The organism is Polynucleobacter brandtiae (genome assembly GCF_002797575.1).
GTDB lineage: Bacteria > Pseudomonadota > Gammaproteobacteria > Burkholderiales > Burkholderiaceae > Polynucleobacter > Polynucleobacter brandtiae.
Genome location: NZ_PGTX01000002.1, coordinates 94,185 through 107,713 on the forward strand (window position 1 = coordinate 94,185; position 13,529 = coordinate 107,713).

General features: G+C 44.2%; 16 protein-coding genes. 1 reads left to right on the top strand and 15 read right to left on the bottom strand.

Features of this window, described 5'->3' with window-relative positions; translation table 11 throughout:
• Positions 1-189: 189 nt before the first annotated feature.
• Genes rfbC through B0G85_RS04530 form a run of 5 tightly spaced genes read right to left on the bottom strand, consistent with a single transcriptional unit; the run spans position 190 to position 4,772 of the window.
• Positions 190-762: a dTDP-4-dehydrorhamnose 3,5-epimerase gene (gene rfbC, locus B0G85_RS04510; RefSeq protein WP_100379276.1), complete on the bottom strand. Its 573-nt coding sequence runs from the start codon at positions 760-762 to the stop codon at positions 190-192.
• Entirely contained in the window at positions 762-1,667 is a 906-nt protein-coding gene (gene rfbA / locus B0G85_RS04515; protein WP_100379277.1) for a glucose-1-phosphate thymidylyltransferase RfbA, read from the bottom strand. The genes rfbC and rfbA overlap by 1 nt, the downstream gene beginning before the upstream one ends.
• Positions 1,664-2,602 carry a dTDP-4-dehydrorhamnose reductase gene (gene rfbD, locus B0G85_RS04520; protein ID WP_369405930.1) on the bottom strand — a complete coding sequence of 313 codons (939 nt, stop codon included), beginning with the start codon at positions 2,600-2,602 and terminating at the stop codon, positions 1,664-1,666. Before rfbD ends, rfbA begins: the two co-directional genes overlap by 4 nt.
• Positions 2,602-3,660: a dTDP-glucose 4,6-dehydratase gene (gene rfbB / locus B0G85_RS04525; protein WP_100379279.1), complete on the bottom strand. Its 1,059-nt coding sequence runs from the start codon at positions 3,658-3,660 to the stop codon at positions 2,602-2,604. The genes rfbD and rfbB overlap by 1 nt, the downstream gene beginning before the upstream one ends.
• A gap of 53 nt (positions 3,661-3,713) precedes the next feature.
• Positions 3,714-4,772: a glycosyltransferase family 10 domain-containing protein gene (locus B0G85_RS04530; RefSeq protein WP_100379280.1), complete on the bottom strand. Its 1,059-nt coding sequence runs from the start codon at positions 4,770-4,772 to the stop codon at positions 3,714-3,716.
• Positions 4,773-4,841: 69 nt separating this feature from the next.
• Between B0G85_RS04530 and B0G85_RS04535 the strand changes: the two genes are divergently transcribed.
• Entirely contained in the window at positions 4,842-5,732 is an 891-nt protein-coding gene (locus tag B0G85_RS04535) for an alpha-1,2-fucosyltransferase (protein WP_100379281.1), read from the top strand.
• Here the strand turns inward: B0G85_RS04535 and B0G85_RS04540 are convergent.
• The 10 genes from B0G85_RS04540 to plsY all read right to left on the bottom strand — a co-directional run bounded on the left by B0G85_RS04540 (position 5,729) and on the right by plsY (position 13,489).
• On the bottom strand, positions 5,729-6,655 hold the full coding sequence (locus B0G85_RS04540) for a glycosyltransferase family 2 protein (protein ID WP_100379282.1): 927 nt from the start codon (positions 6,653-6,655) through the stop codon (positions 5,729-5,731). The genes B0G85_RS04535 and B0G85_RS04540 overlap by 4 nt on opposite strands.
• A 14-nt stretch (positions 6,656-6,669) precedes the next feature.
• On the bottom strand, positions 6,670-7,572 hold the full coding sequence (locus tag B0G85_RS04545) for a DUF6492 family protein (protein WP_100379283.1): 903 nt from the start codon (positions 7,570-7,572) through the stop codon (positions 6,670-6,672).
• On the bottom strand, positions 7,569-8,906 hold the full coding sequence (locus B0G85_RS04550; RefSeq protein WP_100379284.1) for a glycosyltransferase: 1,338 nt from the start codon (positions 8,904-8,906) through the stop codon (positions 7,569-7,571). Before B0G85_RS04550 ends, B0G85_RS04545 begins: the two co-directional genes overlap by 4 nt.
• Positions 8,907-9,007: 101 nt before the next feature.
• The gene (locus B0G85_RS04555; protein WP_100379285.1) at positions 9,008-9,976 is read right to left on the bottom strand and encodes an aspartate carbamoyltransferase catalytic subunit; all 969 of its coding nucleotides are present in this window, start codon (positions 9,974-9,976) and stop codon (positions 9,008-9,010) included.
• Positions 9,973-10,479 carry a bifunctional pyr operon transcriptional regulator/uracil phosphoribosyltransferase PyrR gene (pyrR, locus tag B0G85_RS04560; RefSeq protein WP_100379286.1) on the bottom strand — a complete coding sequence of 169 codons (507 nt, stop codon included), beginning with the start codon at positions 10,477-10,479 and terminating at the stop codon, positions 9,973-9,975. The genes B0G85_RS04555 and pyrR overlap by 4 nt, the downstream gene beginning before the upstream one ends.
• Positions 10,480-10,734: 255 nt before the next feature.
• Complete coding sequence (locus tag B0G85_RS04565; protein WP_100379287.1) at positions 10,735-11,046, bottom strand: high-potential iron-sulfur protein; 312 nt, start codon at positions 11,044-11,046, stop codon at positions 10,735-10,737.
• Positions 11,047-11,199: 153 nt separating this feature from the next.
• On the bottom strand, positions 11,200-11,457 hold the full coding sequence (locus tag B0G85_RS04570) for a hypothetical protein (RefSeq protein WP_232725944.1): 258 nt from the start codon (positions 11,455-11,457) through the stop codon (positions 11,200-11,202).
• 26 nt (positions 11,458-11,483) lie between these two features.
• Positions 11,484-12,257, bottom strand: coding sequence for a GTP cyclohydrolase I (folE, locus tag B0G85_RS04575; RefSeq protein ID WP_198508728.1), 774 nt, complete (start codon positions 12,255-12,257; stop codon positions 11,484-11,486).
• A 147-nt stretch (positions 12,258-12,404) separates the two neighbouring features.
• Positions 12,405-12,776, bottom strand: a complete 372-nt coding sequence (locus B0G85_RS04580) for an MAPEG family protein (protein ID WP_100379288.1) — start codon at positions 12,774-12,776, stop codon at positions 12,405-12,407.
• Positions 12,777-12,820: 44 nt separating this feature from the next.
• Entirely contained in the window at positions 12,821-13,489 is a 669-nt protein-coding gene (gene plsY / locus B0G85_RS04585; protein WP_100379289.1) for a glycerol-3-phosphate 1-O-acyltransferase PlsY, read from the bottom strand.
• Positions 13,490-13,529: the final 40 nt, after the last annotated feature.

The window sequence follows — 13,529 nt, forward strand, 5'->3', positions numbered from 1 at the left end:
TTTTACTTGTCTCGGGATCCTCGCTGAGAATAATCTCATCAAAAACCAATCCTTCGGAGGATGTTACCGCCCATCCACATCAGATGATTCTGGATTGAGGGGAAATGGCTTCGGATTGTCAAGGGGTTATCGCCAGTGCCTTGTGCGACCTAGCCCTAGTTTACGTAATGAATGAACACAGAAGCAGCCTTAAAACTTGATAGCTGAATCCCAAGCCAATCCAACCACATCCTTCGCATTCAAGTTAGGCGAAATACCTGGCGGCAATGGCCACTCAATCGCAATACTCGGATCACGCCATGAGAGGCAAACTTCGCTACTGGGATCGTAGTAATCGGTTGTTTTATATAAAAACTCAGCTGTTTCAGACAACACTAAAAAGCCATGGGCAAAGCCAGGCGGCACCCATAATTGTTTATGGTTCTCGGCGGAGAGCTCTATACCCACCCATTTACCAAAAGTCTCAGATTCTTTTCTCACATCTACCGCTACATCAAACACACTTCCCGAAGTCACTCGAACCAATTTTCCCTGGGTATGCTTGAGCTGATAATGTAAGCCCCGAAGCGTCCACTGCCTAGAAAAGGAATGATTATCTTGAACAAACTGGATATCTAACCCAGTAGCTTTTGCAAAATCATTGGCATTAAAGGATTCCGTAAACCAACCGCGGTTATCACCAAACACCTTTGGCTCAATAATAAGAACATCAGGAATAGCAGTGGGAACTATCTGTAATTTAGTATTAAACTCTACAGTCATTACGCTACCTTTTTCCCAAACTCATGCACTATTTTGCTCAAATACTGCCCGTAACTATTTTTCTTGAGCTGATCCGCTACCTTTTGTACTACCTCTGCAGTGATCCAGCCTTGACGAAAGGCAATTTCTTCTGGGCATGCCACCATCAGGCCCTGGCGCTTTTGCAGTGTGGCAATAAAACCCGCGGCATCGAGTAAAGAATCGTGTGTACCCGTATCCAGCCATGCATAGCCACGTCCCATAATCTCCACGCTTAGGGTATTTTGATCGAGGTAGACGCGATTCACATCAGTGATCTCTAGCTCTCCACGAGCACTAGGCTGAATAGTCGCTGCGATGTCGCAAACTTGATTATCGTAAAAGTAAAGACCGGTCACTGCGTAATTACTCTTGGGTTTCTGAGGCTTTTCTTCAAGCGAAATCGCCTTGTTATGCTGATCGAACTCCACTACCCCATAGCGCTCTGGATCATTGACGTGATAAGCAAATACTGTTGCACCACTGTTTCGGTCATTTGCGCTACTCAACTGCCCAACTAACTCATGGCCATAAAAAATGTTATCTCCCAGCACCAATGCACTTGGGTTATTACCAACAAATGTCTTTCCCAGAGTGAATGCTTGTGCCAAGCCATCTGGTGAAGGTTGCACGCAATATTGGATATTTAAACCCCACTGCGAACCATCACCTAAAAGTTCCGTAAACCGTGGCGTATCGTGTGGCGTCGATATCAACAAGATATCCCGAATACCAGCCAACATTAAGGTTGTTAAGGGGTAATAGACCATTGGCTTGTCATACACTGGCATTAATTGCTTAGACACAGCCTGTGTTACTGGATAAAGGCGCGTGCCTGAGCCACCCGCTAAGATGATGCCTTTACGGCCGCTATTCAAAAGATTCATATTAAGCCTTGTGTCGCTAGATGTTGTACATACATTTTTACTTGCCCTTGCCACTCTGGGAATACATAGTCTTGTCCGGCTTTACCCAATGCAAGTCTGAGCTTATCTGTAGCCATTTTTGAATTGGCTGGCCGAGGCGCAGGCAAAGAATACTCTGTTGCCGGGATGGGTTTTATATCTTCAGGCTTGCATGCTAGTTGCACTCCCAGGTCTAAGGCTGACTGAATAACCAACACTGCTAGCCCATACCAGCTAGTATCCCCTGAGGGTACAGCGTGGTAGATACCCGAATCAGAAGGCTTACTGCCTAAAGCAAAACTCATATCCGCGAGCCACCCTGCGCTCGTGGGCACTCCAAACTGATCGGCAATGATGCGTAACTGGGATCTCTCTTTAGCCAACTTCAAAATAGTACGAATAAAGTTTCCGCCATCTCCATAAACCCAACTAGTACGAAATATTTGATAACCGCCATATTCTGATTGCTGATTACCAAATGCACTAATAATTGCCCGCTCTCCAGCTAGCTTAGTTTTTCCATACACACTCAGGGGATTTACTGCATAAGACTCTTCATACCAACCTACTTTAGAGCCATCAAATACATAATCGGTTGAAAAGTGCAGCAGTTGGGCCTGATTGTGTGCCGCATACCTTGCCATGCAGGCTGGTGCAAGCTCATTTAGAGAGCGCGCAGCTTCCATGTCTTTTTCGGCCTGATCGACAGCGGTATAAGCGGCAGCATTAATAATGATCTTTGGCTCAAACTGCGTTAAAGCAAACTCAATTTTTTTGGTATCCGTAAGGTCACATTCGGCGCGCCCCAAAAAAAGTAACTGCTCAGCATCAAAGCGCTCACTCAGTAAGGCCTGAAAAGCCCTTCCTAACTGACCATCTTTACCAAATAGGATCACTTTCATTATTTTTTCATCAATTAGTCATACTGCTTTTTCAGCCAATCTCGATAAGATCCACTAACAACCCCGTCGATCCATGCTGGGTTGTCCAGATACCATTCAATAGTTTTTTTAATACCACTATCAAACGTTTCAGCAGGTCTCCAACCCAGCTCTCGCTCAATCTTTCCGGCATCAATTGCATACCGACGATCATGACCTGGGCGATCTGTCACATAAGTAATTTGCTCTGCATACGATCTACCATCAACACGGGGCTTTAGTTCATCCAAAATAGTACAAATTGTCCTCACCACATCAATATTGGCTTTTTCATTCCAACCACCGATATTGTAGGTCTCCCCTAATTTGCCTCTAGCTAAGACTTCGCGAATAGCCGAACAATGGTCTCCCACAAAGAGCCAATCTCGAATTTGCTGGCCATCGCCATAAATTGGCAAGGGCTTGCTATTTAAGGCATTGAGAATCACCAGCGGGATTAACTTTTCTGGAAAATGATAAGGGCCATAGTTATTTGAGCAATTAGTAGTCACCACCGGAAAGCCGTAGGTATGAAACCAAGCACGCACTAAATGATCGGAGGCTGCTTTGGAAGCTGAATATGGACTATTGGGCTCATAGGCATGTGTTTCAGTAAAAGCGGGATCCGTTAACGACAGAGACCCATACACCTCATCTGTCGAGACATGATGAAAGCGAAATTGCTCTTTTGCAGAACCCTCTAAAGACTTCCAATACGCAAGAGCGGACTCCAGTAAATGAAAGGTGCCCACAATATTCGTATGAATAAATTCAGCGGGACCATGAATAGATCGGTCAACATGGCTTTCTGCAGCAAAATTGACAATAGCGCGAGGTTGATACTGCACTAACAACCGATCAATTAAATCCTTATCCCCGATATCCCCATGCACAAATATGTGGCGAGAATCACCTTCCAAGGATTCCAAAGTGGCTAAATTACCCGCATACGTTAACTTATCAAGATTAATAACTGCCTCATTACTCGGGATCTTTAACCAATCTAGTACAAAGTTACCCCCAATAAAACCTGCGCCACCAGTCACTAAAATCATAAAAACCCTAAATCGAGACTTAATTAATAAGAAATATATCTTTAAATTCTATATTAGTTACTGAGCACGCCAGTAATTTCATTGATAATTTTTTGAGCGAACATCTGTGATCCATGAATCAAGAAGCTATCACTCTTGATAAACTCTCTTCCCGCACGTTGCATGCCAATAAATTCTATTTCTGTCATATTAGTGAGGTACTGATAAAGCGCCTCATAAGACTGAAATTTTCTAAAATCGATGTAGCAAGCTTGCGGGATGTATTCGTCTATATTTGGCTCTCCCCAATAAATCGGAATACAGCCAGCAAGGAGTGAATCAAATATTTTCTCAGTTAAATAGCCGCGAATATCTCGGGCATTTTCAAAGCATATACAAAATCTTGTCTTCGCTAAAACTGATCGTTTTTTTTGAACAGGACCTTGATAGCTTGGAAAATTAAATCTATTGCTTATTAATGGGAGAATCTTTTGCAGTCGATAGATTAATTTACCCATCCTACCGAATCGCTTTTGGGGCACAGTCCAACCATTTCCATACAGGTAGAACTGGTCTAAAGCATTTTTCTCAAACCAGCGAATTGCCTTGACTCTCTCGGAGTACAACTCCCTACTATCGGCTGAATTAGCATGGCGATTGCTGCCAATCAAACAACAAAAATTTGGTCTTGTAGAGTAGCCAAACTCAAATTCATCCCAAAACTCCTCAGGAACAGGGTTGGGTATTCTTATTTCCTTAAATTTGCGATGATCAAATCCCCGTAAGTCAAGCCTCTCTAGAAGATTGAGATCCCAAGTAAATATGCCATCAAATAAATTCAAGTATTCAGGGTCTGCATTAATGGGAACTGTCAGAGGCGTCTCAAATAGGATGAGATAGTTTTTTCCCTTAGCGAGCACATCAACGGGAATGGATTCAACATAAAGATTAAAGTCAGCTGCGAGTCCTTTCTCTTTGAGCATATCGCACGTATGCAGCTCAACCCCATTTAGTGATGCATAGTTGCGCAATACTCTAAATGGCTCTAGGCAATCATCCCTATTCCGCTGACTACGAGGATCAAAAAGGTCATCTTTTCCAAACTCCCACCCGTAGATACTCCCGATCAGCATAATTTATTCATTAAGTAGCGCACTCGGTTTATTTTTAAGGGGATAGAATTAATGCTTTGATTATCACTTATGAATATTATCGTACAGCTCCAGGGCGGACTAGGGAATCAGTTATTTCAGTATGCTACTGCTCGAGCGTTAGCAACCCATCATCAAGCATCATTAGCGTTGGACGTTGCCTGGTATGGCAAAAGCGATGAGGATGTCACCAGTCGGAAAATGCAGCTCTCTGAGCTTAATATTGATGCATCCATCATAGATAGATCACCCCTAATAACTCCCCCGAAAAAAATAAGGAAGCTAATTCATCAGCTATTTCCCATTAATCCCTATTTCTTTAAAGAGAAGAGGCCTTATCGCTACGAGCGCCAACTGTTTGCTGCCAGCCCCTACAAAAATCAAGAAATGTACCTTCTAGGTTACTGGCAGTCTTATAAGTATTTTGAAAAACTGAAAAACTTACTTCGAAAAGAGTTGACTCCCAATTATTCGCTTACATTTGAGTACCAAGCATATTTACAAAAAATTCAGTCTACAGAATCTGTGATGGTGCACGTACGTCGTGGGGATTACATCAATTTAGCCTCAGCAGCGAAAGTTCATGGTTGTCTTGAGCTTGAGTACTATCAAAAAGGGATGCAAATCTTCATAGAGATGGGGCCTTCAATGCATTTTTTTGTTTTCTCAGATGACATTGAGTGGGCTAAAAGATATCTGCCCTTTCAAGATCGCTGCTCATTCGTTCAGGTTTCGGTAGAGAAAGAATCGGCGCCACAGGAGTTGTATTTAATGTCGCAGTGCAAAAGACATCTCATTGCCAACAGCTCACTAAGTTGGTGGGGAGCATGGCTAGCTCATGAAGATCATCAAATAAATACCGTCATCTGCCCCAAAAGTTGGACTACAGATTACCAAGCTCATTGGGATGATCTTCTGCCATCATCCTGGCTAAGAATTTAGGCTGTATACCCAACCAAAGTTGCATAGCAAGCAACAAGGAATCGCTCAAGCCTAGTAAATGGCGTGTAAATTCCATTTCCACGAAATTGATATCTTGAGTAAATTTGATAGTTAGCAGAAAGTGAAATATTCGGTATTTTCTTATTGAGCTGAACTAAAAATTTTGGGGCTAAGCGTAATCTCTCCAAAATAGGCATTTTTCTTGGGGAAAGTAAGGGGTCTATTCCAAGCTGAGCTATATAGTCTGCTCGGCAACGATCGAATATTTTCATGGCACTAGCGTTTTGAACACGACTAATTTGCTTTGGATGAATACGATAAGTAATTAACTGATCTTTTAAGTTTGCAAACCTATAGCCCGCTAAAGCCAGAGCCTGCCATAGCGAGTAATCCTCAGCATGGTCATTCCCAGATTGATACTGAAATTTTTTAAAAATTTCAGCTTTACCCATCACTGCAGGATTACAAAGCGGGCAGTAAACCGTGATGAGGGCTCTGATATCGGAATCAGAGTAAGCCTGCTTAGAGTTTCGTCTTTGCCCAGTTTCCTCGTTATAAGTTTGATGTGCACCACTACATAAATCTGCCTTGCCGGCCTCTAAAAACGCGAACTGTTTTTCGAGTCTATCAGGAAAGGCCACATCATCATTATCTAAATAGGCAATATATTTCCCTCTAGCCTGCTTAATAAGGGCGTTACGAACCGCTACTAATCCTTGGTTTTTTGTAAGATGTGTTTTGATAATTCTAGGATCTTCATAGCTATCAATGATGCGTCCGGTAGCGTCAGAAGATCCATCATTAATAATGCATAGTTCAAAATCAGAAAAAGTTTGATTCAAAATACTATCAATAGCTTCAGAGATATACTTTTCAGAGTTGTACGCTGGCATCAAAACACTGATCAACGGCTGAGCATTCATATTTAAATATCGAGTTAAGTGAAGCTTTGCATGTAACGATAAATACGCTTTATTTTTTTGAGTGCTCTGGAAAAAAATGGTTTAGCATCCCCGCCCAAATGCATTTCGCTTTGCCATGTGGATTGATAAATAACCCCCAAGTAACCGTCAATCAACCGAGCTTGTGTTTCTCCAATTCTTCGCAGTAAATAGTATTGCCAATCATAGTGATAAACCCTGAATATTGGCTCTATTGGAAGTAAACGTATGGCACGGTATTTAAGTAAAGTCTCGCCATATACCAAACTCTCAGGCATGTCTTTTTTAATAAATTCCCAAATAGTGATTCCTGCAGGGATCAACAGATTCTCATCCAATGATCTCCAGACTTTTGAAGACCAAATGAAGGGAGAAGGGGCACAGTAGTAAACGGGTCCCTGGCGAGAGAAAAAATCCATCACCTTTACTGACTCAGCCCGCAGATCTTTTTCAACCTTCAATTGACGACGATTACTGGCCATCTGAAAAAAATCTTTGTTTTGGTGGATTACCGTATACGGTTCACCATTGTTGCCAATAAAATCACTACAACGAAAGTCCCGAATAAAAACGCTGTCAGAATCCAAGCACACGTAATTTTCAGAAATGCCAAGACGCCAAAATTCAGATTTAACAATTTGCTGCGAAAGTCCGCCAAGCATAGACTGATACAAAATAAAGTCGGCATTTGGATTGGCCCTAACAATGGATTCGTCTGAGACCCAAATAAAAGTAGCTTCATCTCCTAAAACCTCATCAAACAACGCTTTATCAGCATCAGGTGTAGACACATAAAATGGGATGCGCTCGACATTAAACTTTTCAACAGACAAGGCGAGGCGCTTAAGTCGCAAAAAATCCCTCTTATAAGACTTGCAATATAAAACGAGATCTCTCATGCCTTTTTCTCTATTAGTGATACACACTTCAGAATGTCATTTACGGCATTGTCAACGCCGATTGGGGCCCATATAGGATCCCTCAGATTCTTCTGACACCAATCTAACCAAATGTTTTCTAATGCTATTGCAATACTGTCTGCATCGCACTGTTTGCATAAATAGGACTGTCTATCGAGCAACATTTGATTTAACTGAGGATTGCGATGGGTAATGCACCAAATGGGACGTCCGGTCCAAAGATATTCATAAAACTTAGAAGGGATGTATTCTGCGCACCATTCATCATTACCGTGAAGCAGGATCAAAATATCCGCTTCTTGCATTTTTTCGACTACACGCTCCCGCCCCGACTTCCCGCTAATGGCATCCTTTTCAAGGCGGCCGTGAGCTATCAAACTATCCTCAAGATCAAGGCGGGCAAGAGCCTCCGTGGTCAATAGATCGAGAGGAGCTCCATATGCATGAATACGGATCAAGTCTTTAGCTTCAGGGTATTTTTGGATTAAAGACTTTAAGGCTTTAACAATGGTGGAGAGTGAGCGATCTTTTGCCAATGAGCCAAAATGACACAAATGAAGATGCTTACTGTATTGATGTTCTTGCTTTTGCATTAGTCCGCCAGGAGGCTCTGCTCCAGGCAGAATCATGAGTCCGTTTGCGTACCCAGGCGTATTCAGGAGAGGATTACGCACTTTGGCATAGTGCACTGCCCCATCAGTAAACCACCATACCAAATCTGCATATCGACAGAGTTGCTTTTCTAAATACTGCCGAAAGCGGGCATCCCGATTCTGAGGCTGATCAAATCCTTGATCTTCAGGGCTCTTACGAATAACTAACGGGTCATGGATTTCTGCGATCCAAGGTAGACCCGTTTTTTTCTTGAGCCATAAAGCGGCCAAGTGTGCAGACCAAGCGCCGCCGGTAGAGTAAATTAAATCTACCTTGCCATTGCGGATTGCTCGTAGCCCATGCAGATAGGCAGGCATCGCCCAAGACCATTGACTGGAGTAACCCAGCAAGAGTTTCTCTAAAGCAATAAAGGGAGCAAGCAAAAATGACACGGTGCGCGTAGTCAGTTTATAAAACCACCCGCGCCCATATTGGTTGGCAATCCAATGCCGAAAATCAAACCGGAAAGCAGCTGGCCCCCAGGCTAAAAATTGCCGATGGGTAATGTGCTGATCTTGAATACCCGTGATCGAGCTAAACACGATAGGTGTGATGCCCGCCTCTACGAAATAGGGGATCTTATCGGTAATGGTTTGGCTCGCAGCCCTGCCATCCATGTTAAATCCATGAGACAGAATCAACCAGCGCTTTTCTTGCATGATGTCGGGGTGGGCTATGGTTAGTGGGTTGTGGTAGTGGGTTGTTATTGGTGGGTTGATATTGGTAGGTTTTTAGTTGGCTGGCTAGCTCAATCAATCAGCTAGTTCGCAGCCACAATAGACATCACCGCCATACGCACCGCAATACCAAAAGTCACTTGCTTCAAGATAACGGATTGCGCACCATCTGCAACGGCAGAATCAATCTCAACGCCCCGGTTCATCGGGCCTGGGTGCATCACAATTGCATCAGGCTGGGCTAGGGCTAAGCGTTCTGGCGTGAGCCCAAATTGTTTAAAAAACGCTGCCCCCTCAGGCACCTTACCGGCCTCCATACGCTCTTTCTGGATGCGTAGCGTCATGACGACATCCACACCGCGCAAACCCTCTTCCATGCTATGAAAGACTTTAACGCCCATCATATTGAGATCATTTGGTAGTAAGCTTTCTGGGCCAATTACCCGAATATCCGGGCAGCCCAACGCAATTAAGGCCGAGATATTGGATTTCGCAACGCGGCTATGCACCACATCACCAATGATCGCTACTTTGAGCTTTGTAAAGTCTTGCTTAAAGTGACGCATGGTGTACATGTCAAGCAGACCTTGCGTAGGATGTTGATGACTCCCATCACCCGCATTAATCACATGCACATAAGGCGGCACGTGATGAGCAATCTCCATAGGCGCCCGCGAAACACTGTGGCGCACCACGAAGATGTCGGCCTGCATCGCAATCAAATTATCAATCGTATCAATCAGACTCTCGCCTTTGGCAGTAGACGATGTTTGAATATCCAAATTAATCACATCGGCTGATAGGCGCTTAGCAGCAATCTCAAATGTCGTACGTGTACGGGTAGAGTTTTCAAAAAAGAGATTAAAAACACTTTTACCTCGAAGAAGGGGTACTTTTTTTACTTCACGACCAGGATCAGTCACGCTGACAAACTGCTGCGCCGTATCCAAAATATGCACAATCTGCTCTTTAGGCAAACCTTCCAAGGTAAGTAAGTGAGTGAGCTCACCCGCCGCGTTAAATTGGTTTACGAGGGCAATTTCTGTACTCATACCAAACGCTCCTCCACAACAAACTGAAAGTGGCCTTGGGCATTTTTCTCCAAAGCCAATATTTGATGGTCTGGGAGATCGACATGTTCACCCACAAAACTGGCGGTAATGGGCAATTCTCGTTTACCGCGATCGGCTAAAACCATTAGATCCACTGAGGCTGGTCGACCAAAGTCAAAGAGCTCATTTAAAGCGGCACGAACGGTTCTACCGGTAAGGAGCACGTCATCAATCAAAACGATATGGGCACCAGTAACCTCAAAAGGCAACTGAGTCGCCATTCCCTCGGCTGAGCGCATGGCACCCAAGCCTTTTTCCGCATAGTCATCCCGATGAAAAGCAACATTAATCACACCGTAATGAGTAAGCCCTAGATCAATCGCTAGGCGCTCCGCAATCCAAGCACCCCCAATCGCTAGCCCCGCAATCTCCAGCGCTGGATTGATGGCTAAGGCGCTACGAAGATTGGCTAATAGCCTCTTATAGAGTACTTCGGCATCCATCTTCTTATCCTAGCTCCTGATTGGGTTTAATACACTGGGTTTTATACACTGGGCTTATTTTATGGCCTTAGCCTACTGAGTGCGTATTTTCTGACGCATTTCTGATTCATTCCTGACCTCTGCCTGCAGGCTTCCACCCTTTAGCCCACTGAAGACCAAAAGCTCCAAGCTACCAATGCAAAACAGCTGCCTATTACTAGGCAGCTGTTTGTTTCGAGCTTTTATCGGGCTAACTTGGCTTATTAACCTGCCTTCTTAACCTGCCTTCTTAGCGTAAGCAGAGCACCAGCCTTTACCAGCCACTTGCTTCGCACCAAATAAAGAGCAACCACCAGCAGCGGCGTCAGCCTTACCTTGGAATAATGCGCAGTTGCCACAAACCTGGCCAGCGGCATACTTTGGAAACTTTGCTTTATCAACTGTAGTAGCAACTGCTTTGTAACCTAGGGCAGCAGCTTGTGGATCGGTTTCTGCAACCATAGCTTGGGCTTGAACTTTGCCGTTCAATGCCAATGTGCAGGCACCAGCAGCAGATAAAATCATGAATTGGCGACGACTATTTTTCATACGATCTCCAGAGAGTGAATTAAACAAGATGTTTAGCTAGATGGATCATAGAGCAGAGTAAATTAGTCTGCTATTGGCCTTATAAGCTATTGTTTTAATTGACTATTTAGTTGAGAATTGTTCTCAATCGAAAAACAGGGTGCTCAGATGCGATTACCGCCAACCCTTGAGCTTCATGCAATCAATCCGTTGGCGCACATGCACCCCGGATCCTGCATCTGGATAAGCCTGAGCACACTCCAGGGCATCTCGCTGAAAAGTCTGCCGATTATTCTTCGCTGGGTCTTGGTTGACGTCTGGGTAAGACGTACAAGCCGCCAAAGCAAAAATGGCCAACATGGCCAACATTGCCAACCCAATAATGGGGTAAGCCCTTTTTTGAAGCAGTTGGTGTGTAGAGAGTCCCAACATGGAATCTAATCTTGCCTGACTGAACCTTAGCGCTTCTCTAGCAAAGAGAGAAATTCTCGGCGTAAATTAGAGTCTTTCAAAAAAGCACCGCGCATTACGCTGTTGACCATTTTAGAATCCGGATCTTTTACTCCGCGCCACTGCATACAAAAGTGATCTGCATCCATCACGATTGCCACACCAATAGGCTTAATTTTCTTTTCCAGCATGTCAGCCAATTCCACCACAGCTTCTTCTTGAATCTGTGGCCTACACATCACCCACTCCGTTAAGCGGGAATACTTCGATAGGCCAATGAGTGCGGATTCTTTACTAGGTAAAACGCCAATCCAAACGCGCCCCATGATCGGACAGAAATGATGGGAGCAGGCACTGCGGACTGTAATAGGGCCAATAATCATCAATTCATTTAAGCGGCTGACATTAGGGAACTTGGTGAGGGTTGGCTGCTCTACAAAACGGCCTTTAAAGACTTCTTGCACATACATCTTCGCTACCCGGCGGCTAGTGCCCTGGGTATTGTGATCACTTTGGGTATCAATCACCAAGCTCTCTAATACCGCCTGCATCTTTTCAGCGACTTCATCTACCAAGCGATCTAATTCACCAGGCTGTATAAATTGGGCAATATTGTCATTCGCATGAAAACGCGCCTTTTGCGCCTGAATGCGACGACGAATAACTACCGACAGCGGTACGCCAGCCTCATCAGTGACTTTGGCCTTAGGGGCTTTGGCTCTTGGGGCTTTAGCTTCAGGGGCTATGGTACCAGCGGCCTTCGTGATGATTTTTTTAGGCATTACTTTCTTCGCAGTTACTTTCTTTGCAGTTACTTTTTTCGCAGTTACTTTCTTGTTACTACTTTGATTCGTCGTTTTTTTTGCAATCGGCATAAAAATAAATAGATTTCTGAAAGGGATTTATTGGGTAAATAATATATTTAGTTGCTAAATCTGGTAAAAAATCGCCAAAATACAAACCAATCCTACAAGCCACACAATGGTTCTGGTAGTAGGCCAGTCAGCAAGATAGCAAATCAGGTAGGCGATCCGTGCCGCTACAAAGCCAAGCGCTAAGGCATCAATCATGGGCTGTGAAGCCTGCTCCATACTGGCAATAATGACTGCTGCAAAGAATAGTGGAAGAGACTCAAATAAATTGGCTTGAGCAGCGTTGGCTCTGGCCCGGTAACCAGTTTGCTTAGCTAGCCACTGTCTTGGCATGCCATTGTCGTAACCTTCAAATCCTTTTTTAGCAATCCCTGCCGCAATAATCGGCAGTAGGCCCATGAATAAAACACAAACGTAAGCGATAGTCATAGAGATTCCTTGGGCTTAATTGTTAAAGTTGCTGATTTTTATATTCACAGATCACTAGACTTGCTGTTGGGGCGACTGCTTGAGTTTGATCCCGAGCCAATACGGCTTTCAGTCCCATTCATCAGATTCCGGATATTGCCCCGATGGCGCCAGGTTAAGAGCAAACAAACTACCAGCAATGCAAGCGCCATTGGCTGAAAGCCAAACAGGAAAACAAAATAGATTGGTCCAAAGGCGGCGGCGGCTAGTGCGGCTAAAGAGGAATAGCGCATAAAGGTGGCAACGATGACCCAGGTACACAGGGTAGCCAAACCTAAAATCCAATTTACTCCAAATAAGATCCCGCAAGCAGTCGCTACACCCTTCCCACCCTGAAACCCATGAAACACCGGAAACAAATGGCCTAAAAATACTGCCATGACCACGGCACATAAGATCCAAGACTCTGTATTTGCGGTCAGCGATGTATCACCCAGAATAGCTCTGGCTGCCAACACCGCAATAAAGCCCTTCAAAGCATCACCAATTAAGGTTAAAACAGCCGCTAGCTTATTACCCGTTCGCAATACATTAGTGGCCCCAGGATTACCAGAACCATAAGAATGGGGGTCTGGTAAGCGCATGCATTTACTCACTACCACTGCAAAAGAAACGGATCCAATGCAATACGCCACTGGAATAAGCAACAAACTGAAGGGGAAATGTAGATCCATGACGCTATTTTAATGACTTATGAGCAACTGATGAGTCTAG

Coding starts and splice junctions, on each gene's coding strand:
- rfbC (WP_100379276.1), bottom strand. CDS start 762: ATGACTGTAGAGTTTAATACTAAATTACAGATAGTTCCCACTGCTATT.
- rfbA (WP_100379277.1), bottom strand. CDS start 1,667: ATGAATCTTTTGAATAGCGGCCGTAAAGGCATCATCTTAGCGGGTGGC.
- rfbB (WP_100379279.1), bottom strand. CDS start 3,660: ATGATTTTAGTGACTGGTGGCGCAGGTTTTATTGGGGGTAACTTTGTA.
- B0G85_RS04530 (WP_100379280.1), bottom strand. CDS start 4,772: ATGCTGATCGGGAGTATCTACGGGTGGGAGTTTGGAAAAGATGACCTT.
- B0G85_RS04535 (WP_100379281.1), top strand. CDS start 4,842: ATGAATATTATCGTACAGCTCCAGGGCGGACTAGGGAATCAGTTATTT.
- B0G85_RS04540 (WP_100379282.1), bottom strand. CDS start 6,655: ATGAATGCTCAGCCGTTGATCAGTGTTTTGATGCCAGCGTACAACTCT.
- B0G85_RS04545 (WP_100379283.1), bottom strand. CDS start 7,572: ATGAGAGATCTCGTTTTATATTGCAAGTCTTATAAGAGGGATTTTTTG.
- B0G85_RS04550 (WP_100379284.1), bottom strand. CDS start 8,906: ATGCAAGAAAAGCGCTGGTTGATTCTGTCTCATGGATTTAACATGGAT.
- B0G85_RS04555 (WP_100379285.1), bottom strand. CDS start 9,976: ATGAGTACAGAAATTGCCCTCGTAAACCAATTTAACGCGGCGGGTGAG.
- pyrR (WP_100379286.1), bottom strand. CDS start 10,479: ATGGATGCCGAAGTACTCTATAAGAGGCTATTAGCCAATCTTCGTAGC.
- B0G85_RS04565 (WP_100379287.1), bottom strand. CDS start 11,046: ATGAAAAATAGTCGTCGCCAATTCATGATTTTATCTGCTGCTGGTGCC.
- B0G85_RS04570 (WP_232725944.1), bottom strand. CDS start 11,457: ATGTTGGGACTCTCTACACACCAACTGCTTCAAAAAAGGGCTTACCCC.
- folE (WP_198508728.1), bottom strand. CDS start 12,257: ATGCCTAAAAAAATCATCACGAAGGCCGCTGGTACCATAGCCCCTGAA.
- B0G85_RS04580 (WP_100379288.1), bottom strand. CDS start 12,776: ATGACTATCGCTTACGTTTGTGTTTTATTCATGGGCCTACTGCCGATT.
- plsY (WP_100379289.1), bottom strand. CDS start 13,489: ATGGATCTACATTTCCCCTTCAGTTTGTTGCTTATTCCAGTGGCGTAT.